23 protein-coding genes are annotated in these 20,175 nt (G+C 58.5%); 7 read left to right on the top strand and 16 right to left on the bottom strand.

From position 1 onward, the window contains the following. Positions 1-169 precede the first annotated feature (169 nt). The 3 genes from VJR68_RS13580 to purM form a co-directional block, all read right to left on the bottom strand. Entirely contained in the window at positions 170-874 is a 705-nt protein-coding gene (locus tag VJR68_RS13580) for a DUF3108 domain-containing protein (RefSeq protein ID WP_324148445.1), read from the bottom strand. Positions 875-916: 42 nt separating this feature from the next. Further along, positions 917-1,579: a phosphoribosylglycinamide formyltransferase gene (purN, locus tag VJR68_RS13585; protein WP_324148447.1), complete on the bottom strand. Its 663-nt coding sequence runs from the start codon at positions 1,577-1,579 to the stop codon at positions 917-919. Positions 1,580-1,717: 138 nt separating this feature from the next. Then, positions 1,718-2,746, bottom strand: coding sequence for a phosphoribosylformylglycinamidine cyclo-ligase (purM, locus tag VJR68_RS13590; protein ID WP_324148448.1), 1,029 nt, complete (start codon positions 2,744-2,746; stop codon positions 1,718-1,720). Between the two features lie 97 nt (positions 2,747-2,843). Here purM and VJR68_RS13595 point away from each other — a divergent pair, with 97 nt between their 5' ends. From VJR68_RS13595 to VJR68_RS13625, 7 genes are all read left to right on the top strand, one after another. Continuing rightward, a complete protein-coding gene (locus tag VJR68_RS13595; RefSeq protein WP_324148450.1) occupies positions 2,844-3,839 on the top strand; it encodes a DUF2066 domain-containing protein in 996 nt (331 codons plus the stop codon). Positions 3,840-3,854: 15 nt separating this feature from the next. Continuing rightward, positions 3,855-4,421, top strand: a complete 567-nt coding sequence (locus VJR68_RS13600; RefSeq protein WP_324148452.1) for a CDP-alcohol phosphatidyltransferase family protein — start codon at positions 3,855-3,857, stop codon at positions 4,419-4,421. 179 nt (positions 4,422-4,600) lie between these two features. After that, positions 4,601-5,749: an AI-2E family transporter gene (locus tag VJR68_RS13605; protein ID WP_324148453.1), complete on the top strand. Its 1,149-nt coding sequence runs from the start codon at positions 4,601-4,603 to the stop codon at positions 5,747-5,749. Then, positions 5,746-6,453, top strand: a complete 708-nt coding sequence (gene hda, locus VJR68_RS13610; protein WP_324148455.1) for a DnaA regulatory inactivator Hda — start codon at positions 5,746-5,748, stop codon at positions 6,451-6,453. The genes VJR68_RS13605 and hda overlap by 4 nt, the downstream gene beginning before the upstream one ends. 46 nt (positions 6,454-6,499) lie before the next feature. Next, positions 6,500-6,925, top strand: a complete 426-nt coding sequence (locus VJR68_RS13615) for a GFA family protein (protein ID WP_324148456.1) — start codon at positions 6,500-6,502, stop codon at positions 6,923-6,925. Further along, positions 6,925-7,323 (top strand): VOC family protein, encoded by a 399-nt coding sequence (locus VJR68_RS13620; RefSeq protein ID WP_324148458.1) that lies wholly within the window; start codon positions 6,925-6,927, stop codon positions 7,321-7,323. Before VJR68_RS13615 ends, VJR68_RS13620 begins: the two co-directional genes overlap by 1 nt. Positions 7,324-7,411: 88 nt before the next feature. After that, positions 7,412-7,798 (top strand): VOC family protein, encoded by a 387-nt coding sequence (locus VJR68_RS13625; protein WP_324148459.1) that lies wholly within the window; start codon positions 7,412-7,414, stop codon positions 7,796-7,798. A 137-nt stretch (positions 7,799-7,935) separates the two neighbouring features. Here the strand turns inward: VJR68_RS13625 and VJR68_RS13630 are convergent, their stop codons facing one another. The 13 genes from VJR68_RS13630 to virB11 all read right to left on the bottom strand — a co-directional run bounded on the left by VJR68_RS13630 (position 7,936) and on the right by virB11 (position 20,159). Then, positions 7,936-8,958, bottom strand: a complete 1,023-nt coding sequence (locus VJR68_RS13630; RefSeq protein WP_324148461.1) for a peptidoglycan-binding protein — start codon at positions 8,956-8,958, stop codon at positions 7,936-7,938. A gap of 397 nt (positions 8,959-9,355) precedes the next feature. Continuing rightward, entirely contained in the window at positions 9,356-9,628 is a 273-nt protein-coding gene (locus VJR68_RS13635; protein WP_324148463.1) for a hypothetical protein, read from the bottom strand. 331 nt (positions 9,629-9,959) lie between these two features. After that, positions 9,960-10,325: a hypothetical protein gene (locus VJR68_RS13640; protein WP_324148464.1), complete on the bottom strand. Its 366-nt coding sequence runs from the start codon at positions 10,323-10,325 to the stop codon at positions 9,960-9,962. Between the two features lie 6 nt (positions 10,326-10,331). Beyond that, positions 10,332-11,834 carry an XVIPCD domain-containing protein gene (locus VJR68_RS13645; protein ID WP_324148466.1) on the bottom strand — a complete coding sequence of 501 codons (1,503 nt, stop codon included), beginning with the start codon at positions 11,832-11,834 and terminating at the stop codon, positions 10,332-10,334. After that, on the bottom strand, positions 11,831-12,358 hold the full coding sequence (locus tag VJR68_RS13650; RefSeq protein ID WP_324148468.1) for a hypothetical protein: 528 nt from the start codon (positions 12,356-12,358) through the stop codon (positions 11,831-11,833). Before VJR68_RS13650 ends, VJR68_RS13645 begins: the two co-directional genes overlap by 4 nt. Before the next feature lie 79 nt (positions 12,359-12,437). After that, on the bottom strand, positions 12,438-12,929 hold the full coding sequence (locus VJR68_RS13655) for a DUF4189 domain-containing protein (RefSeq protein ID WP_324148470.1): 492 nt from the start codon (positions 12,927-12,929) through the stop codon (positions 12,438-12,440). A gap of 2 nt (positions 12,930-12,931) precedes the next feature. Continuing rightward, complete coding sequence (locus VJR68_RS13660) at positions 12,932-14,044, bottom strand: type IV secretion system protein (protein WP_324148472.1); 1,113 nt, start codon at positions 14,042-14,044, stop codon at positions 12,932-12,934. 32 nt (positions 14,045-14,076) lie between these two features. After that, complete coding sequence (locus VJR68_RS13665) at positions 14,077-14,889, bottom strand: hypothetical protein (RefSeq protein ID WP_324148474.1); 813 nt, start codon at positions 14,887-14,889, stop codon at positions 14,077-14,079. A 28-nt stretch (positions 14,890-14,917) separates the two neighbouring features. Next, complete coding sequence (locus tag VJR68_RS13670; RefSeq protein ID WP_324148476.1) at positions 14,918-17,395, bottom strand: VirB4 family type IV secretion/conjugal transfer ATPase; 2,478 nt, start codon at positions 17,393-17,395, stop codon at positions 14,918-14,920. A 95-nt stretch (positions 17,396-17,490) separates the two neighbouring features. Continuing rightward, on the bottom strand, positions 17,491-17,799 hold the full coding sequence (locus VJR68_RS13675; protein ID WP_324148478.1) for a VirB3 family type IV secretion system protein: 309 nt from the start codon (positions 17,797-17,799) through the stop codon (positions 17,491-17,493). Further along, complete coding sequence (locus VJR68_RS13680; RefSeq protein ID WP_414647789.1) at positions 17,792-18,178, bottom strand: TrbC/VirB2 family protein; 387 nt, start codon at positions 18,176-18,178, stop codon at positions 17,792-17,794. Before VJR68_RS13680 ends, VJR68_RS13675 begins: the two co-directional genes overlap by 8 nt. A gap of 100 nt (positions 18,179-18,278) precedes the next feature. Next, complete coding sequence (locus VJR68_RS13685; protein WP_324148480.1) at positions 18,279-19,106, bottom strand: lytic transglycosylase domain-containing protein; 828 nt, start codon at positions 19,104-19,106, stop codon at positions 18,279-18,281. Positions 19,107-19,118: 12 nt separating this feature from the next. Further along, on the bottom strand, positions 19,119-20,159 hold the full coding sequence (gene virB11, locus VJR68_RS13690) for a P-type DNA transfer ATPase VirB11 (RefSeq protein WP_324148482.1): 1,041 nt from the start codon (positions 20,157-20,159) through the stop codon (positions 19,119-19,121). Between the last annotated feature and the right edge of the window lie 16 nt (positions 20,160-20,175).

The raw sequence follows: 20,175 nt of genomic DNA on the forward strand, positions 1-20,175 counted from the left end.
TACAGGTCGTCAAAGACACTGGGCCCCGGCGTTCGCCGGGGCGACGAATCGCTAGCTTTGAATTTGCTGGAAAAAAAGGGCTTCGGTTGAGTTGCAGATGTGCTTGTCTAGAGCGCAGCGAATTTCCCCGGACAGCAATGGGCTTTCGCCGGAATGACGAGGAAGGAGTTCACGGCGAGCTGTAGCGCACCAGCTCCAACGTCAAATCCCCGCCATCGCTCTGCGCCAGCTTCACCGGCAGCGGATATTTCGCCGGCACATACCACGCCTCGAAGTGCTTGTCCGAATCGGTGCGCGCCACACGCTCGGCCTGGAAACTTCCAGCAGGCACTTTCACGCTCTCGCTGCCTTGCACTTTGAATTGCTGCTGCTCGACATGCTGCTTCACGCCCACCGGCAAGTTCACGTTCTGACCGCCGTTACGCAACGCCATGCCTAGTGCGTACGAGATGGTGTTGCGATCGACCATGCCCGGCACAGCGGCATAGTTCGTAACGCCCTTGCCTTCGTCCACGCTCACCTGCTTGGTAGACCAGTTGACCTGCATGCTGCGCTGCTTGGTTTTGAACGCAACAACCTTGGACATATAGCTTTCGGTCTCCGGCGCATTGCCGTTCCAGCGGAAGCGAGTGACATCGCTGGAATTGGCGCCCAACGCGGCTGCCAGGCCAGACGTGCCCTGCATCTGATTGCTGTATTCGTATTGGCCGTTGCCCAGCGATTTCAGGGTGATGGTTGCTTCGCCCATCGGTTGGCCCTGGCTTGTTACGGCATAGGTCGCCGTGAACGGCGTCGGCTGTGCCGCAAATGCAGCGGTGGAAACAGCCAGTGCGAGACCGGCGAGGAGAGAGCGGGTGAGGTTGTGTGTGCGCATGGGTCGGCAGTGTACGCGCAGATGCTGAACGCCTGATGGCAATCAGGGCGCGAGTATGCCTTTCTGCCACCGCAAAGGTTTGCGAAGCGGCTCATTGTCCAGCTGGATGCCTTCGTCATCGAGCGCCAAGCGGCCAGTGGCAATCAATGCAACCACTGCCGGCAACAACTGATGCTCCAACGGCAACAAGCGTGTGGCGAGGGTGTTTTCGTCGTCGCCGGCTTCGATCGTCAACGCGGCTTGTGCAATCACCGGGCCGCCGTCGAGTTCGGCCGTTACGTAATGCACGCTTGCGCCATGCTCGAGATCGCCAGCCTTCAGCGCACGGCGGTGCGTGTGCAGGCCACGATACTTGGGCAACAGGGAAGGGTGGATGTTGATCATCCGTCCCGCCCACGGTTTCAATGCCTCGCCGTCGATGATGCGCATGAAACCGGCCAGCACGAGCAGGTCGGGCTTGCTGGCGCCGATACGGTCGAAGAGCGCGAAATCGTAAGCGCGGCGGTCGGTGTATTCGCGCGGGTTCAACACGGTGGTGGGAATGCCTGCGCTTTGCGCGAGTTGGAGCACCGGTGCGTCGGCCTTGTCGCTCGCAACCAATACGAATTCCACCGACAGTTCACCGCGTTCGCGTGCAGCGAGCAGCGCAGCGAAATTGCTGCCGCGGCCGGAGGCGAGGACTGCGATGCGGAGAGGTGCGGACATGTATGGACGGCTTCGATGTATTTATCGATCGTCATTCCCGCGCAAGCGGGAATCCATCTTCGCCTTTTGCATAAGAGCAAATGGATTCCCGCTTGCGCGGGAATGACGGCCACAAAACTTATGGCGGGTTTGAATCTCTTAAGCGATATGCACGCGCTCGTCGCCTTGCGCCTGCACCACTTCGCCAATTACCCAGCTCTTCAAATCATGCTTGGCGAGCAACGCCGATGCCGCACTCACCGCATCGCGCGGCAGCAGCACGGTAAAGCCCACGCCGCAATTGAAGGTGCGCCACATTTCTTCGCGCGCCACGTTGCCTTCGCGCATCAGCCAGTCGAACACCGGCGGCAGCACGATGGCGGAAGCGTCGAGATGCAAGCCAAGGCCATCCGGCACGACACGAATGATGTTTTCCTTCAAACCGCCGCCGGTGATGTGCGCCATGCCGTGCACGGGCGCAGACTTCAGCAGCTCCAGCATCGGCTTCACGTAGATCGTGGTCGGTGCCATCAACGCATCGGCCAGCTTCACGCCGCCAAGATCCAGATCCAGCGGATTGCCCGCACGCTCGACGATCTTGCGGATCAGCGAATAACCGTTGGAATGAGGGCCGGACGAAGCGACGGCCAGGATCACGTCACCGGCTGCCACGCTGTCGCCACTGAGCAACGCTTCTTTTTCCACCGCGCCGACGGTGAAACCGGCCAGGTCGTATTCGCCCGGGGGATACATATCCGGCATCTCGGCCGTTTCGCCGCCGATCAATGCGCAGCCAGCCAATTCGCAGCCTTTGGCGATGCCGCCGACCACGGCCACGGTGGTCTCCACGTCCAGCTTGCCGGTGGCGAAGTAATCGAGGAAGAACAAGGGCTCGGCGCCTTGCACCAGCACGTCGTTCACGCACATGCCCACCAGGTCGATGCCGATGGTGTCGTGACGGTTCAATTGCTGCGCCAGCTTGAGCTTGGTGCCCACGCCATCGGTGCCCGAGACCAGCACCGGCTCCTTGTAGCGCGTACCCAGGTTGAACAGGCCGCCGAAGCCACCCAGGCCGCCCATCACCTCCGGACGAAAGGTGCGCTTCACAAGCGGCTTGATACGTTCGACCACGGCGTTGCCGGCATCGATATCCACGCCTGCGGCGCGGTAGGTAAGGGCGTCGGACATGGCCAACCTGAGCTTGGAGAAACGTCCAATGATAGACGTTAAGGGCTGGATTGGGCAGACTTTTGCCGGTTTCCCGACCCCTATATGGCCCCTATCCATGCGTCTGCCCCGTTTGCCGATCGCCCTCCTGTTGTTTGGCCTCGTCCTGGGGCTTGCCCCGATGGCGCACGGGCAGACCACCAATTCTCCCTATACCGTGGTAGTGCCGGTCACTGACACCAGTGCCGCGCAGCGCAGCCAGGCATTCCAATCCGCGCTCGGGCAGGTGCTGGTGCGTGTGTCCGGCGGCCAGGATCTGAGCAGCAAGCCCGGTTATCCCGAGGCCGTGCAAAACGCGGCCGGCATCGTCAAACAGTTTCGCTACCAGGCCGATGGCGGCAACCCGCCCACGTTCACGCTGACGGTGAGTTTCGATCAGGGCGCCGTGCAACGCCTGGTCACCCAGCTGGGCGCCACGGCAGCCGGGGTCAAGCCGCCGCTGTTGCTGGTGGTGAAGGCGAGCGATGGCCATGTGCTCAAGCAGGAAGAGCTCGGCGGGCTGACCGGCGCGGTGAACAAGGGCGGCTATCAGGCGAGCTATGCCGATCCGTCGCAACTGCCCGATCTGGACAAGCTGGCCGATGCCGATCCTGCCGCTTTGTCCGCGATCAGCCGGCTTTATCACACCGGCCTGGTGCTGATCGGCAACCTGCACGGCAATAGCGCTGATTGGACGCTGATCAGCGGCGGCCAATCGCAGCACTGGAAGGCGCAGGGCAACGACCCGAACGCCTTGTTCGCCGATGCCGGCCAAAGCGCCACCAGCCGCCTGGGCCAGGCGCTCAACGTGATCGCCACGGGCGACGTGACGGGCAACGTGTGGGTAGCGGGCCTGCATTCGGCCATGGACTACGCCAACCTGCTCGCCACCCTGCGTGCCGATCCGTCCGTGCGCAGCGTCGCCACCACCGGTGCCCAGGACGATGGCGTGATGCTGTCGGTCAAGGCGGGCATGCCGCTGGACAATCTCGTCGCCAATCTCGCGGCCGGCGGACGCGTGATGGAAGGTCAGGCGCATGACGGCGCGGATGCCACGCTGCGCTGGCTTCATTGAGTCATGTGCGCTGCGATGCCGCTAGCGTCGCCATCGCCCTGGCGTCATCTGCCCAACGCCATCTCGATGGTGCGGGTGCTGCTCGTGGTGCCAATCTGCTGGCTGCTTTGGCAGCAGCGTTGGTCGTTTGCCTTGCTGCTGGTCGCGGTGGCCGGCGTGTCGGATGGGCTGGATGGTTTTCTGGCGCGTCACTACGGCTGGCAAAGCCGCCTCGGCGGCATTCTTGATGCGGTGGCCGACAAGCTGTTGCTGATCGCGTGCATTGTCATCCTGGCATGGCGCCAACAAGCGCCCGTCTGGCTGGCGCTGATCGTGTGCGGCCGCGATCTGGTGATCGCGCTGGGGGCGCTGGGCTGGCGTGTGATGATCGGCCCGATCGAGCCACGGCCCAGCCTGTTGTCGAAGGCTTGCACGCTGGCGCAGATCATCTATTTGCTCGCGGTATTGCTGGCGCTGGCGCATTGGCCGGCGTTGCGCTCAACGGCGCTGGCCTGGCTGGTGGCGGCGCTGTGTGTGGCGAGTGGGCTGCATTACGTGTCGTATTGGTCGTGGCGTGCGTGGCGGGCGCTGCGCGAAAGCTGATTTCTCAAGAGGCTTTGCTTCGATGGGGTACTTCGCGAGAGTTGCCCCTCACCTCAATCCTCTCCCCAGAGGGGAGAGGAGGCGAACGCGGAGAGCCGTTGTTAGATTAGAGCGGGCTTTGAACAGTCACTCACATCAGCCACACTTGTTTCCGGCCGCATCATCCTGACGAGCTTTTCGTGTCTATAAGCCAAGAGACCTCCCGCCGCTGGCAGATGCTGGCGATCATCATCACCATCGGGCTGCTGGTATGGCTGCTCGCGCCGGTGCTGATGCCTTTCGCGGTCGCCGCCATGTTGGCGTATCTCAGCGATCCGCTCGCCGATCGGCTGGAACGGCTCGGCTTGGGGCGCACCCTGGCGGTAAGCATCGTGTTCGTGGTGCTGATCCTGGCGATCGCCGCAGCGCTGCTTCTGCTGGTGCCGTTGATCGCACGGCAGATCGAAAACCTGGTGCTGAACTTTCCTCGTTACCTGGAGTGGGGCAGAGACACCGCCTTGCCGTGGCTGCAGGCGAAGTTGCATCTGGATCCCAAGGCGTTCGACACCGACCGGCTGGTCGACCAGATCAAGGAACACCTCGGTTCCATCGGTACTGTGCTGGGCACCATCTCGCGCTCCAGTGTGAGCGTGGTCGCATGGCTTACCAACCTGGTGTTGATTCCGGTGGTGTGGTTCTATCTGCTGCGTGATTGGGATCGTCTGGTGGCGTGGGTCGATCGCATGCTGCCGCGCTCGGTGCAACCGACGGTCGAGCATCTGGCGCGCGAGTCCGATTCTGTGCTCGGCGCGTTCGTGCGCGGGCAATTGCTGGTGATGTTGGCGCTGGCCATCTATTACGGCGTGGCCCTAACGTTGGTGGGGATTTCGGTCGGTCCGCTGATCGGCATGGTTGCCGGCTTGCTCAGTTTCGTGCCGTATCTCGGCTTTATTACCGGTTTTGCCGCGGCGATCATCGCCTCGCTGGTACAGCATGGTGATTGGACGCACTTGCTGATGGTGGTGGGTGTGTTCGTCATCGGCCAATTGCTGGAAGGTTACGTGTTGGTGCCGCGACTGGTGGGCGAGAAGATTGGCCTGCATCCGGTTGCCGTGATCTTTGCCGTGCTGGCGGGTGGTTATCTGTTCGGCTTCCTCGGCGTGTTGCTCGCCTTGCCGGCGGCATCGGTCATCCTGGTGTTGTTGCGCTATCTCGCGCAACGCTATCGGCTCAGTGATCTCTATACCGAGAAAGGTGCACCTGATAGCGTGATTGCCGAAGTGGATGTGACGGTTCACGAAGAAGGCAGTGCACCGGTAACTGTCGCCGGACATAGCGACAAGCCATGACTGCGCAACTGCCACTGGGATTGCGCTGGCCTCGCCGCCAGCGCTTCGAGCATTTCCACGCGGGAGCCAATGCTGCCGCGTTGGCAGCCGTACAAATGCTTGCTACGCAGACGGGCGCGCCATGGGTGTATCTAAGCGGTACAACAGGCAGCGGCAAGAGTCATCTGCTTATGGCTGCCTGCCAGGCCGCTCATGAAGTCGGACGCACCGTGCAATACCTTCCGTTGAAGAATTTTCGCGAACATTTCATGGCGATTCGCGGCATCGCTGGCAGCCAGTTCATTGCCCTTGACGATCTGGATGCGTTGGCGGGCGAACGTGAAGCCGAACACGCGTTGTTCGATCTCTACAACCGCGCACGCGCTGAAGGCACAGCGCTGATCTTCACGGCGCAAGCTACGCCTGCCCAACTTCCGCTTATCCTGCCCGATTTGCGCTCACGCCTCGGCGCCTGCACTCAGTTCGCCTTGAAGCCGCTGGACGATGAGGAGCGTCGCGATGTGCTGAAGCAGCAGGCAGCGCTGCGCGGCATTGAACTGGACGACGCCGTGCTCGATTGGTTGTTTGCACGTTACGCGCGCGATCTGGGCGCGCTGCTGGATCTGCTTGATCGGCTGGATCAGGCCTCATTGGCGGCCCAGCGGCGGGTTACCGTACCTTTTCTGCGGGCATTCCTGCGCGAAACAGGTCAGCCGTCACACTGAAATTCTTTTGCCCGAGCGTTCCAGCTGATGATCAGAGGAAGGCAGCATGAGCACGATTGTTCCTGAAGCAAGTCCTGATCGAGCACTTTCCGGGGAATGTCTATGCGGTGATGTGCACTATCGCGTCGAGGATCGCTTCCTCTACGCGCTCAACTGCCACTGTTCGCAATGCCGAAAGGCGACCGGCTCCGCCTTCAAGCCGTTTGGCGGTATCGAACGGAGCAAATTCAGCGTCATCAAGGGCGAGGATGCTCTCTCGCTATTTGGCGACGAGCATGGACATGATGCGCACTGCAGGCGATGCGGCTCGCTGTTGTATTCCGTTGTTCGCGACGGGCAATACGTGCATGTCACCCTCGGTACGCTGCTCGATGAGCCATCCATACGGCCAACCGCGCATATCTATGTCGGCTCGAAAGCACCGTGGTACACGATTACCGATGCGTTGCCGCAATACCAGGAGCTCGACTGATGGCACCCGTCATTACTCCCTTTTTGATGTTCGAAGGAACGGCAGAGGAAGCGATGCAGTTCTACGTGTCCTTGTTCGATGATTCCGGCGTGGTTTCGGTGGAACGCTGGGGTGCGCATGATGTCGGCGCCGAAGGAAAGATAAAAAAGGCGCAATTCACGTTGTGCGGCCGATCGTTCTATTGCTCCGACAGCCCCATTGAGCATGCCTTCACGTTCACCCCGTCGCTCTCGCTATTCGTCGACCTGGATAGTGAGACAAACCTGGATCGAGCTTTCTCCCAACTCGTGGACGGCGGCAAAGTACTCATGCCGCTCGATGATTACGGCTTCAGCAGGAAATTCGGCTGGGTCAACGACCGTTACGGCGTATCGTGGCAACTCAACTTGCCACATTAGTTGCGTAGGCTGGGATGACAATCCCAGCACCATCATCAGCAAAGAAGCTGGGATTGGCATCCCAGCCTACTTATCCAAGGATCAAAGCATGATCGACCACACTGGTGTTTCCGTACGCGATTACGAAAAAAGCAAAGCGTTCTACATCAGCGCGCTCTCCGCGATTGGCTACGTGTTATTGAAGGAATTTCCCGCTTCGGTAACGGGCTACACCGACGTCGCAGGCTTCGGTGAGCCGTCACGCCCGGATTTCTGGATCAGCAAAGGCGTGCCCAATCAGCCGGCGATCCATGTGGCGTTTCGCGTCAGCGAGCGCGCTACGGTTGATGCGTTCTACAAGGCAGCCATGGCAGCGGGCGGCCGCGATAACGGTGCACCTGGACTTCGTCCGCACTATCACGAGCATTATTACGCGGCGTTTGTGCTGGATCCTGATGGGCACAATGTTGAGGCGGTGTGTCATGAGGCGGCATAACACAAGGATGGGTATATCTGGAACTTTCAGCGTGCAGATGTAAATGCCGATTTGGACGCATCGCGCATCTTTTGCAACAACACAGATCAGATATAACGCCTGGCAACTTGCTATGCCAGGCGTTATATCTGGGAAGCTTAGCGCGCTTGCAATGCACTGACCGTTGCAGCGTCTAGCTGGCCGGTGACCGGCAGGCCGTTGGCATGCTGGAACGTGCTGATCGCGTGGCTGGTTCCCGGGCCGGGCAGCCCGTCAACTTTACTGTTGTATAGCCCCAGCTCCGCCAGCTTGCGCTGTGCATCGGCAAGCGAATAGCTGCCATTGGCCCCGGCTCTGTTTGCGCCATCGACCGCCAATACTCCACCCGTGCCCAAGCCTCCGGCAACACGCTGCGGTGCATAGTTGCGGACTGATTGCACCATCTGGTTGTAGGCATTCAGAAAAGCTGCTGCGATTACTTTGCCTTCAGGCGTCTGGCTATAAGCCCCCATGTTTGCGCCGCCTGTTCCAAACTGACTTAGCAAGGCACTTCCGGCGAAGTCGATGTTCTTGGCGCTGCCCTGCGCTGCCGCAACCTGCACACCTGAGCGCGTATCCGTCAGCATCATGGTGGTGGATGCCTCACTGTTCTTCATCGAGCCCGCGACAGCACCAAGGATCGCGCCATAGCTGCCGCCAATAGCGGAGAGAGCGCCCTGTGCGCCACCGGTATGCTCCGAAAATTGGATGGAAGGCGTAACGATATAATCCGCCGCGACTATCTGGCCACGTCCCATAGTGCTTGAACCGCGCAACTCGCCTGACGCAGCCAGGCCGCGTTCGCCCATCATCGAATCCATCGCTCGGCCCCGGTCGACAACGACGAAGCAGTTGCTCTGTTGCACCATCAAGCGAATCAGTGGAATCGTAGATGGCAATTTGTATTGCTGGGTAAGTACCGCATACCAGGGATCGTTGACGTTTTCTTCCACGGCCAGCGTGCCGAGCGGACGCGGGCAGTGTTCCAGCGTGCTCGCCGACCCAGTGCTGGCAGACCCCGCTGCCGAACCGCCAACGGGATCCTTGCCTCCCCCTACTTGCATTTGAGCGCACCCCGCCAATAGCGCTGTGCCGAAAATGGCAAGCGTTTTAACACCGCCCTTTAATTGATAGCTTTGCATGACAGCTCCATTGTTTTGCTTGGCAAAAGAGCGCTCGCACGGTTCTTCTTGTATCGTGCATCGCTCGAAATCGGCCCCTGGCTTAACTATCCAATCTGATGCGATTCGGATACAGGTGGTGTATGCCGATAAATGTGTAGTGAAAGTCTTTAATAGCCGGGGTGATAGTCGTTTGCATCACCTGACCGGTTATGGCTAATTTCGGCGTTTGGCCGCGTTGCGCTTTGGGGGGCTATTTGCCCGCGCCACGGGAACAAGCGGCTACTTTGGTGGAGAGTGTTCGCTATTTACCGTACGAGCGCGTTATCAGGGGTTTTGCTGGTGATAAGCGGGCGCTTGCGCTAGGTAATTACCAAAGAAACGCCTTAGCCATGGCCGCGTGCATAGATGTTCCTGCTTATTTGGCTAGACGTGAACGATACTGTGCAGGCTGCGTCAGCTCTTGCTGGCGTGGTTGTTGCCGTTGCTGTTCTCGCTGCAATGCTTCGGCTTGGTGTTTCTGCATGGCTTGCAAAAACGATTCGCCGCCGCCGAGTGGCGGCACCCAAATAACCAACACCGTCAGCAATAGCCCAATACCACTTTGTTGCATCTTTTGACTGGTGATGCCTTCGGTTGATGCTGTGGAATTCAGCGAGCTATTGCAGGATGTATCGTTCGCGATAGGCATACGAATCAGTGCTTGAGCGGCACCATGTCAGGTAGAACCTCGCCAGTCCATAGGCCGCTACTGATTGCCATGGCACAGATCGTTTGGTACTGGCTCAAAGCGAGAGAATCGTTTGTCGTCCATGAGCGGCCGTATTTATTCGGTGGATCGCACGCACCGGTATATGTCCAGGCGGCACCACCTGTGTAAGGGGGTAATGGTTTCCAGCATGGATCAGGAACGGCTTGGCCCTGCGTGCAGAAAACGAAGGGATCACCGGCGCGGAAGCTAATGTCCTGCGTGGGTACAGTGGTGGTAAAAAGCAGGGCCGCTACGAATATCCATATGCATTTCACGTCGGCCTCCTTTGATGCCCTTGACGACGCCCTTCTTTGACTGTGGTCGGATCATTGAGGGCCAGCTGCCCTGAATCGATTGCTGAGTAGGCGAGGTTCTCGTCGATGTTGCTGACCATCGAGGCGTCCGAGCCTTTGACTAGGAGGTTAATGGTATTGCTCATATCCGTGGTGATGAGGTCGCGCATATCGCCATTGACCAGCGGACCGTGCTGGTAAGCATGACGATCAAGCCGATCAAGCCGAGGTTGGTGACAAACACCATAGCTGGTTCGCGGGGATTGGCCGGTGACGAGACGGTAGCTGCCTGCATTGGGACGAGGCGAGCCCAGAGCCTTATCCGTGGCGATACATATCCACATGGTGGTTTACATTGCCGGAGCAGAACGGAGCGGTGTGGACTGCAATGGTTGCAGCTGTTGCTGTTCTCGCTGCCGCTCTTCGGCCAGTCGGTGCTGTGTTGCCTGTGCGAGCGACTCGCTGCTCTGCGTCAGCGGAGTATTCAAAGCTGTCGCCACGTCCACCTGAGCGGACCAGGGTGTATGGCCCCATAAGTCGTGCATGGCCCGGTCATCCAGCGCATAGGCGGTGGCAGCATCTTTGCTGAGGGAGACACGATCGATGTGCACAACTCCTGCTTGGACGGCAGCGGCGGCGAGGGCACCGGCAAGACAGGCGTCGCGCTCGTAAGAAGGGTTGACGTCCTGTTTGGCGTTGAGTTGCTGCACGGCAGCCATGCCCTGTTGGAACAGCGTGTGGCCAGGGTGGCTAGGATCGTCCAGCAGAACGGGTGCAATAGATGCCTTGGCTGCAGATAGTTTGGAATCATGCCGTTCGCTAAGCGCGCTGAACGACTGCACCAAATGGTCAACGCTTTCGTTCATCGCTTGCGTGCTGCGCGCTATGGCATCGTGCGCCTGGTCGTACGTCTTGCCGACAAAGTGGCCGGCGTTCAGGGCCGCATCGCGTGCGGCATCGTACGTCTGAAGCAAGCGCGCCGCTGATTCCATGGCCATCATCTCGCCGGCCTCATAAGCAAATTGTTGGACTTCCTTTTGCACTTCCCATCGTGCGGAGACGATAGTGCGCGTGGTCAGCACGTCGTGGCGAAAGCGATCGACCGTCGCGTGATGGGCGCGATAACGGGCGGTGTTTTCCGGATCGAACGCCGAATGGCCTTGGGCATCTGGTATGAAGTTGGCAATACCGTGGGCACTCGGGTCGATCGCGCCAATCACGTTGCGTAACCCTGCGCCGTCATCGCGGTAGTGCGCGTGAGAAAGGCGGTCGATGTCTTGCGATGTGGCATAGATACGCACTTCGCCAAAATGTTTACTGGCGGCGCTGACCACATCGGTAGCGCGAACATGGTTGATCACCTGATTGCCGCCTTCAGGTACACCGTGCAACAGACCAGCGGCGCCGTAGGCGTTGAAGGTTTCGCCTTGGAGGTGAAATTTGTAGGCCGTAAGTTCGGCCAGCGTGCCGCCGAGGGAGTGGCCAGTGATGGTGATGTGGAGCGGTTTACCATCGCGCGCACCAGCCTGTTTGGCAAGTTCGATGGCGTGTTGGGTAAACGCTTCGGCCTCCGGAGCTTGCACGTTAAGGCCGCTGGACACCATGCCGCCATCGACAATAACGCCATCCTTGATCGGCTCGCGGCCGAACTCTGTGCCGCGATGGGCAATGATCACTTCGCCGGTGTCTATGCGACGGTAGACCGTGCCTTGGTAGCCGGTGATGGAGTTGGTCTTGGTGTCGAGGATTTTGTAATCGACGCCGCCAATGACGACGGTTTTATCCTTGTCATGTGGTCGATCAATATAGGAATCCTGGGCGAGCAGAGCATATTCAGAGCTTCCAATACTCATTCAAAACGTTCCTTGACTGCGAGTGTGGCAGTGAAATAGCGCTCGGGATATTTGTGCTTGAATTCATCAGTGGGTAGCAACCCTATTTCATGGCTGCCCGCTACTGGGTGGAAGTAGGCTTCCTTCCAGAGGTATTCCGTGGATGGCTCTTGCATCAACAATTCGCTCAGCGTGATGGATGTTGTGAAGGTGACTTGTTTGTATGACAAGGCTGCGCTGACCGAATTGACGCTCCAATGGCACATGCCAAAACCGTAATAATCCTCGTCTTGTAAAAGATCGAGATAGACAATCCCCTTGTATTCATTGTTGCTGAAACGAGAGAGCGAAAATGCCAGGTGCTGAGAAGGTGGCGTGCGATAGATACCTGCGAATCTCTCAAATGGCGCACATTGCTCATTGGCGACCTCGTAGGACACATAGCCTTCAGCCGAATCGAACGGTCCCGGCGCATCCTTGATCGTCAAGGTGATCTCGTAGCGCATCTTGGGGTGCGGGTTGTGTTTGATGTCGGGTGTGTTCATGGAGGAGCCGCACGCATTAGTAATCAGGGCCAATGGCACTAAGAACAAAAAAGTGAAAGGGTATTTCATTGACGCCTGATTACCCGATTTGGGCGGGGAGGCTACAACTTGTAAAGATGGTGCGGCAGTCAGTGTCGCTTGCGACACAAATCTTCATGGCTTGCTCAGTAGCCTCCGTCAGGGTTGCTCCACTGTGAGAGACATGGATTTTTTTACCCGCAACTACAACTGCGCAGCCATTGGCGTATAAAGTTTCAATCTTGCAATTTTTGCCTTCTTTTGCTTGGCAGTCGGCAATGGCCGACTGCTCGGCTTGTCGTTTGCTCGGCTCATTGGTAGCCACTCCGATGCGACCAACAGACCCAATCGCAATGGCGCCCCAGCGCGACTCCCATCGTGGGGATGGTGCTTGTGATGGTTGTTGGTAATAGCCTGATGGTAAGGGGCCGCACGAACTAATATCCGTGCCGCTATACGGAATCATGCCCGGTGGGCAGCCGCCCTCGGCATGTGCAAAGGAGTGAAACATCAATAAGCAAAGTAGAAGGGGCATCAAGACAAACAGTTTCACGTCTACTCTCCATCACGAGGTTTGTGTTTCACTGCATCTTGGTTCGCAGTGTTGGATGTTTGAGCAAGGGTGCGTTGCGGGGGCGCTGTATGGGTGTCGAACGCACTGATGCCTTCGTTCTGGGCTCTTCCGGTGGATTGATTTGGCGCATATGTCAGCGGCATATACCCACCCCCATACGACCCCACCGGCTGCCCCTGCGGCCCTGGCCGGCTCAACATCCCGCCACTAAACACCGAGAAGTGCATAAAACTCCCCATCGTCCCATTGAAAAACACCGCTGCCATCGGCGGCACCGAAATAATCAATACCGTAAGCAACAGTCCAATGCCGCCCTGCTGCATCGCCTGACTGGTCAAACCTTCGGTATTATTGCCAAGAATCGAATTGATCACCTTGGATGCCCACAATGCCTCACTTATTTTTAGCGTGAGGCCCAGCACCATCGCGCAAACTGCGCTGAGCAAGGCCATGGAGAATACTGTGCCCAGGCCGTAGAGCAGCCAACGGCGAAACAGCTCTTTGGTCTGTTCAAAAAGCAGGCAGAGAATGAACAAGGGGCCTAAGCCAATGAACAGAGCTATCGCGAATTGGTAGAGCAACAGCATCGCACCTGCCGCCATGGGCGGGGAAGCGGTACCGAAAGTGGCGATGAGCAAGGAGCGGTTCTTCGCATCCTGCATCTCCTGGTCACCAGGCACGATCTGCACAGCATCGATGGTGCCCAAGGCCACTTGCGTGTAGGCGAGGTTCTTGTCGACGTCCTGCGCGGTGCTCTCATCGCCATTGCCGGTGAACAAACCGTGGACCTCTTTGTCCAGGCCGATGGTCAGCCAGTCATGCAGGTTGGTGCCCACCACGGACATGGTGGTGGCAGCGGAGACGATAACGGCGATGCGGGCCATGTTGAGGACCATGTGCATCAGTGGTTCGCGGGATTGGCCAGTGAGAAGTCGGTAGCCCTGAACGATGATCCACAACGTGACGAGGGTCAGTGCGATGGCGCTGGCCCAGGTCATTGCGCGGGTCATCAAGTTCAGCCCGAACTGATTGATCTGCTGATTCAGGTACTCATAGACCAGCGAGAAATAAATGTAATCGCCTATGTTGGGCATGTACTTGCTCCGTGGCCTATGTCGCCGGACACCTAGTTACTGAGGGCGGCCTTGAGGGCAGTCGAGTTGATGATAGTGCCAAGCACGCTGGGGCTGCCTTGCATAGCGCGGCGCGAAAGGTTGGACTGAATCTGCTGCAACATCTGAACTTGGGCATCGTTTTGCTGCATGTTGCTTTGCCATTGTTCGCGAGCCTGGGTCAGATTGCCTTGATAACGACCGATATCGTTGGTATTGGCATCCAGGTTGCCGGATGAGTTGTCTACTTTCGTGAAGCGCTCTTCTTGGATCTGTGTCAAATCGGAGCTGGCCCTGGCGACTGCTTGCAGGTAGTCGACAGTGTCGTTGTATTTCTTGTTCTTGGTCATAACGATCAGTCCGCACAATTGGCGCTGCTGCTTCACCACGTCGCCGCCCATCTGCGGAATGAACGATTGCAGTGCACTGGTAATATCGCCGGCTAATGATGTCGTAATGCCGGGGCAGGCATCGCTAACGCCGTAGTCATCAGGGATGTGCGTGAACTGGTTCTGCAGGGTGAAAAGCTGGAAGTTAAGACCCTGGAGCTTGACCAGTTGTTGCTGCCAGAACGCCGCTTGATCGGCGTAATGCTGCATGACGTCTTTGTAATGCTGAATCTGATCCATATAGTGTTGTGCCGTTTGGATCCAGCGAGATTCTTGTTGCGCATATTCCTCGATGGCCCTGGCCAAGCTCATGGGGTCGTTGACGATTTGTACACCCTGGGCCATGTTGGTAACGGTGGTGAGGCTGCCGGCCAATATCACAACAGCAACGGTAAGCTTTTTTCTGAGGCCAGTGCGGAGATAGTCTGGAGCTTTCATTAAAGAAACCTGTGTGAGATGAATGCGCTCAGGAACGGGCCTGTTGGGTGATGGACGCAGTTGTGGTCGGTGATGTTGGCGAGGATTTGGATTTACCGCTGCCTTTGCGTCGTTCGTAAAACATCTGCAACCACTGCTCGGGCCTCAGTTCATCCACTGGCACGCTTTTGGCTTCGGCACACTCGTTGATCACGGCGTGCATGACGTCGATGTTGTCGGTAGACGCGGAGATCACGGCCAGTGCATCGTCGAAGCCGCGCAGGTTCAGTTGGCACACTGCCGAGCCATGGCCTTGCTTGACCAGGAAGCTGCGCGAGCGCTCATCCAGACTTACAACGACCTGGTATTCTGCCTCGGTGAGTTTCAGGCCGTTGATGTAATCCTCGCGGCTGGCGTTTGGGTTGGGCAGCAGGATCATTGTGGCGGTCTGTTCGATCAGGGCCGCGGCGATGTCGCTGGCGAGGGCATCCTCAGGGCTCTGCGTGGCGAAAATGCCCAGGCCGTTTTGTTTACGGATGGTTTTTTGCTTGTTCTTGGCGAATTCCTTCAGGCCGCCCTGGCCGTCGAGGATCTTCCAGAATTCGTCCATGACGTAAATCAGCGGGCGGCCGTCGATCAGCGCTTCCAGGCGGTGCAGCAGGTAATGGATGACCGGTGCGCGCACTTGCGGGTTGTCGATGATGTCGGTGTAGTCGAAGCCGATGATGTTGGCCCGGGTGAGGTCGACGGTGTCCTTTGGATTGTCGAACACCCAGCCAAGCGAATGGGCCGCCGTCCATTTGCGCATGCGTACGAACAGGCCGTCGTCGCCCATGTTGGGCAGGCTCTTCTGGAAGTTGGTCATGCTGCGCAGGTGCAGGGGCGTGTCGAGCATGCTGTCGACGGCGCGGTAAATGTCTTCCTCTTCGCGGGAGCTGTAGAGGCTCTTGCCAGCCAGCATCTTGATCAGTTCGGCCAGAAACTGCACGTTGGCTTCGTTGCGCTCGCACTGGAAGGGGTTGAAGCCGGTGGGCTTGCCGTTTTTTAGCGCCAGATAATTGCCGCCGCAGGCGCGCACGAAAATCTCGGCGCCATGATCCTTGTCGAAAAAGAAAATGGTGGGTGTGGGCGAGAGCTTCTGCGCCTGGCTGAGCAGGAAGTTGATCAGCGCGGTTTTGCCAGTACCGGATTTGCCGATGACCAGCGTGTTGGCCACGGCTTTTTCGCCCTCCGATTTCTCGTTGGGATGGGTGGCGTGGAAGTTGAAGTAATACGGCTGGCCGTTGTTGGTTTGCAGGGTGGTGATGCAATCGCCCCACGGGTTGTGCGCTTTCTTGCCAATGGCAAAGTTGTGCAGGGGCGAGAGCCCCAGGAAGTTGAGTGAGCTGACGTTGGCCGGACGCGTGCGGTATTTCCAATTGCCGGGGAATTGCGAATAGAACGAAGCGGTAACGGCCAGGTCTTCTTTCACCGACACGAAACCGGCATTGGAAAGTTCCGCGCGCGTGGCGGCGATTTGCTGGGAAAGTGCGTCCTGGCTCGCGGCATATACGGCCATGGTGAAGTGATATTCACCCAGCACGAAGTTGCCGGAGGCGAGCTGGTCCATCGCCTGGTCCAGCTCGATGATCTGGCTGACGGCCTTGTCGCCGGAAGAGATCATCATCCCTTTGGTGCGTTCCAATGCCTTGAGTGCGGCATGGCGACCCATCGGGCTGAAAGAATGCGTGATGACGTATTCGAAATCCAGGTACTTCAGGCCATTGAGAATGCCGGGATAGGTGCTTTCGGTGTATTCCTTGACGTTTAGAATCGCGCCGAAGTGATTCTCGCCATTGGGTGTGGAGACCACGAAATCGCCGGTCTTGCTGGAGAAGCGTTGCTTGCTTACGGGCAGGTACTGGTAGACCGGTGCGGGTAGTACCGGCACGGGTTCATCAATGCGGTTGAGCAAATAGCCGAACAGTTCCAGCGTTTCGGAAAACACTACGCCGTTGCCGGATTCGTACATCCCCAGACGAGTAGGGGCGTAATCCGCAAGCACGGCTTCTACATTGCCGCCCAATTCCTGGATGGTGCTGATGGCGTGCGCCTGTTCGGCTTCGAGCTGGCTGATGTCGCGGACTTTTTCGGCAAAGCGCTTGCCGCTGACGACAGGACGATAGATCAATGTGAGGTACAGCTCGTTCTGCATCAGCTTCTGCTCGGAGAGCGCGCTGAAGTAGGCGTCGGACAGGCTTTGGTTGAAGGCTTGGCCGAAGCGGCTCTTGTCCTTCAGCCGGCGGCGCCGGCGCACGTCGTGCACCCAGAACGCGACATTGGCGAAATCCGGTGCGCGCAAGGTCTGCAGCATGCGGTTGAAGCTGTTATGACGATACTCGATGTCCCCCGCCTCCTTGCCGACGAAGGGCAAGCCGTCCAGCCGCCACACGAGCAGGAAGTCGCCGCCGGTCGTCTTGACCACGGTGGGCGATACATGCGTGGAGAGGGGGATGCATTCGCTGATGGGGGCGTCGGGAATCAACATGGCTTCATGCCGTTGTGAGAGTTAAACCTAGCGACGTGGACTCAAAAAGTCTGTAGGCGCGTCCGCTCCAGCTGTTCATGCTGGAGCGGGACCGATTACTTGTGCTGCCCGGGTCGGCCGCGGTAGCTGTTAGGGGTGAACACCCACATGCCGTCGTGCTCCTTGAGATTGCGCACGCGTGTGCGGAGTAGCAAGTGAAGGCTGAGCAGGCGGAAGATCATTTCATCGCGCTTGGCCATTTGCCGCATCGCGAAGATGACGAACGGGATGAGAACGAGGAAAATGAGATTGGTGTACATCGCCAACAACAGGCACGAACCGGCGCCGATAAAGAAGGGCACGTAAGGCACGCCCATGAACATCGGCGGGCGCGTGCAGCCGCGGAACACCACGTTTTTATGCATAGTGGTTCAGAAGCTGCACAATCATGGCAGTGCCGCACTGCTGACCGGTGTCGCCGACCACCATCTTGGCGATTTGAGCGGCGGCACCGATCAGTACGCCACCAATCAGAATCGGTGCGACGTCCGAGATACGCTTATGTGCAAAGGCGATTTGGTAGCCGGAGAAAACGATCGCGATGGTGACCACGGCGATCGAAGCCATGTTGAGCAGGCCGTTTACGTTGTCAAAGAAGCCGCAGACTTTCTGATCGGAACCGGCGAAGTCCGGCATGGCGAGCGCCAGATTGGGCAGCAAAGCGGTGGCGAGTACGACTAGGCCCAGCATCAACATAGGCTGCATGTTGGAAAATCGATGTTTGATAGGGGCGTTTTTTTTCATCTCGGACTCCTTGTTGAGTGGGTTGCAAGCTGGGAAAGATGCCTGGTAACGGAATGGGCCGTCAGGTTCGTGACGAGCGCCTCGAAACGGTGCTGCTGCCTTAGAAAACGAAAGCTTCATCGCGTGGCTCTTGGTATGAATCAGCCAGATCGGCAGGTTCGGGGGATGCTGTCGAAGTGACCGCCGGTGAGGAGACGGACGTACGTGTGACTGGTTCGTCTGGGCCGAGCACCTGCGGCACGAAGACGTCACTTGCAGCGGTATGGCCGGTGGCGAGTGTGGCCGTCGCGGCGTCGTTTGATGGCGAGTCGGCGGAAACACCGGCAGTGCGCGCCATGGTGGATGGGACAACACTCAAAGCAGTGTCCAGCGCGATGCTGCGCATGGCGATGCGGTACGCGCCGCTATCGTTCTGTAGCTTCGAGACTCGCGTGACGTCGTCGCGAGTTAGAGCAACCGGGACGGCGGCAACTTGGCGACCTTCGAGCGTCAGGCTCCGGCTGATGGAGTCATAGATTTTTTGCACGTATCCATCGCGGTAGCCGGTGATGAAGTTGCCGGAGTGGTAGCAACTGAAAGCCTTGCCCCAATCGTTGCCGGAGCTTGCGTAGCATTCGGCGAGAATGCGAGAGCCGGCCGCCAGATTAGCGCAGGCTTCAAAGGCCTTCTCATAGGTATCCAGGCCATACTTGGCGAGATTGGCGCGATTGACCTGGGCGATGCCCACGGAAAAGTTGTAGCCCTGTTCTTCCAGCATGCGCACAGTGGCGATGGCCTCGCCGAGATTTTGTGGCTGGCGCGCGAGCTGGCCGCCGACCACGCCGATGGCGAACGGGTTATGGCTGGATTCGACATCGACAACGTGCTGCATCACTGCCACCGGCACGGCAAGGTTCGGGCAACTCAGCATTTCCAGGCCTGGCAGCATGACGATGGCTCCTCAGGCGGTATGCGCGTGCAGCACGCGACCGGGATTGAAGTCGATGCCGGTGATGTAGCGGCGGCCGGCATGCGCCTTGATGTGTACGATGATGTCGATGGTCATCATCAGCAGGCGCTTGATGGTGGTGAATTCCAAGCCCGCTCCTTCGGCTGATGCCTTCACCATCAGAGCCAGCTGATCCCAGGTTTGTTCCGTGCTTCCGGCGTGGCAACTAGTGATGGAGCCAGGGTGCCCCGAGGCGCAGTTGCGGATGAAGTAGAACGCTTCATCGCCACGCAGCTCGGCCAGGATGATGCGATCCGGCTTCATGCGCAGGCAGGCTTCCATGCAGCTTTTGGCGGTGACGTTACTGGCGCTCTGGCCTCCCTTGGAATACAGCAGATGCACCACGTTTGGCTGTTCGATGAACAGTTCGCGTGCGTCTTCGATGGTGACTAGCCGTTCGTCGTGGGGAATGTGATGCACCAGCGACTTCATGAAGGTGGTCTTGCCGCTGCCGGTGGCACCGGCGACGACGATGTTCTTCTTGTCGAGCACGGCCTGGCGGAAAAAGTCGCCGTAGCGGCGCTCCGCGCGCAGACGCAACAGCTCGCGATCCTGATCGCTGAGGGCGTGGGTGTCTTCGAGGATTTGCGCGAAGAAGCCGTCTTCCTGATATTGCGCCAACGTTCGGGTTTGCCGTGATGGCAGGCGGATGGTGATCGATACCTTGCCGGCATCGCAGGCGGGCGGAATGACGAATTGTGCACGCTGGCCAGTGGGAAAGGTCAGCGACACCACTGGATCGGTATCGGTGATGTGCTGGCCGGTATTGCTTTCGTTGACGACGGTAGTGCAGAACTGCCGGGCGCGTTCGAAGGTGAGCGTAGGAATCTCCACACGATGCCATCCGGTGCGGTTTTCCAGATAGAGCTCACCCGGCCGATTGATGCAGATTTCCGTAACGTCCGGCGACGCCATGAAATCCTTGATGCCCAGGATGGCGTACTGGTAATCGAGGAAGTCGGTGCTGACGTGGGCGATGATCGAGTCATCCATGGCGCTGTTCCGTGTG

Origin of the sequence: Dyella sp. (assembly GCF_035277725.1) — a bacterium.
Classification (GTDB): Bacteria; Pseudomonadota; Gammaproteobacteria; order Xanthomonadales; family Rhodanobacteraceae; genus Dyella_B.

Bases quoted from the DNA above. Each gene is read 5' to 3' on its own strand.
- VJR68_RS13685 (WP_324148480.1), bottom strand. From the start codon at position 19,106: ATGCTGCCAGGCCTGGAAATGCTGAGTTGCCCGAACCTTGCCGTGCCG.
- VJR68_RS13680 (WP_414647789.1), bottom strand. From the start codon at position 18,178: ATGAAAAAAAACGCCCCTATCAAACATCGATTTTCCAACATGCAGCCT.
- VJR68_RS13625 (WP_324148459.1), top strand. From the start codon at position 7,412: ATGATCGACCACACTGGTGTTTCCGTACGCGATTACGAAAAAAGCAAA.
- VJR68_RS13595 (WP_324148450.1), top strand. From the start codon at position 2,844: ATGCGTCTGCCCCGTTTGCCGATCGCCCTCCTGTTGTTTGGCCTCGTC.
- hda (WP_324148455.1), top strand. From the start codon at position 5,746: ATGACTGCGCAACTGCCACTGGGATTGCGCTGGCCTCGCCGCCAGCGC.
- VJR68_RS13615 (WP_324148456.1), top strand. From the start codon at position 6,500: ATGAGCACGATTGTTCCTGAAGCAAGTCCTGATCGAGCACTTTCCGGG.
- purM (WP_324148448.1), bottom strand. From the start codon at position 2,746: ATGTCCGACGCCCTTACCTACCGCGCCGCAGGCGTGGATATCGATGCC.
- VJR68_RS13635 (WP_324148463.1), bottom strand. From the start codon at position 9,628: ATGCCTATCGCGAACGATACATCCTGCAATAGCTCGCTGAATTCCACA.
- VJR68_RS13645 (WP_324148466.1), bottom strand. From the start codon at position 11,834: ATGAGTATTGGAAGCTCTGAATATGCTCTGCTCGCCCAGGATTCCTAT.
- VJR68_RS13675 (WP_324148478.1), bottom strand. From the start codon at position 17,799: ATGCATAAAAACGTGGTGTTCCGCGGCTGCACGCGCCCGCCGATGTTC.
- VJR68_RS13620 (WP_324148458.1), top strand. From the start codon at position 6,925: ATGGCACCCGTCATTACTCCCTTTTTGATGTTCGAAGGAACGGCAGAG.
- VJR68_RS13580 (WP_324148445.1), bottom strand. From the start codon at position 874: ATGCGCACACACAACCTCACCCGCTCTCTCCTCGCCGGTCTCGCACTG.
- VJR68_RS13670 (WP_324148476.1), bottom strand. From the start codon at position 17,395: ATGTTGATTCCCGACGCCCCCATCAGCGAATGCATCCCCCTCTCCACG.
- VJR68_RS13640 (WP_324148464.1), bottom strand. From the start codon at position 10,325: ATGTGGATATGTATCGCCACGGATAAGGCTCTGGGCTCGCCTCGTCCC.
- purN (WP_324148447.1), bottom strand. From the start codon at position 1,579: ATGTCCGCACCTCTCCGCATCGCAGTCCTCGCCTCCGGCCGCGGCAGC.
- VJR68_RS13660 (WP_324148472.1), bottom strand. From the start codon at position 14,044: ATGCCCAACATAGGCGATTACATTTATTTCTCGCTGGTCTATGAGTAC.
- VJR68_RS13600 (WP_324148452.1), top strand. From the start codon at position 3,855: ATGCCGCTAGCGTCGCCATCGCCCTGGCGTCATCTGCCCAACGCCATC.
- VJR68_RS13665 (WP_324148474.1), bottom strand. From the start codon at position 14,889: ATGAAAGCTCCAGACTATCTCCGCACTGGCCTCAGAAAAAAGCTTACC.
- VJR68_RS13630 (WP_324148461.1), bottom strand. From the start codon at position 8,958: ATGCAAAGCTATCAATTAAAGGGCGGTGTTAAAACGCTTGCCATTTTC.
- virB11 (WP_324148482.1), bottom strand. From the start codon at position 20,159: ATGGATGACTCGATCATCGCCCACGTCAGCACCGACTTCCTCGATTAC.
- VJR68_RS13650 (WP_324148468.1), bottom strand. From the start codon at position 12,358: ATGAACACACCCGACATCAAACACAACCCGCACCCCAAGATGCGCTAC.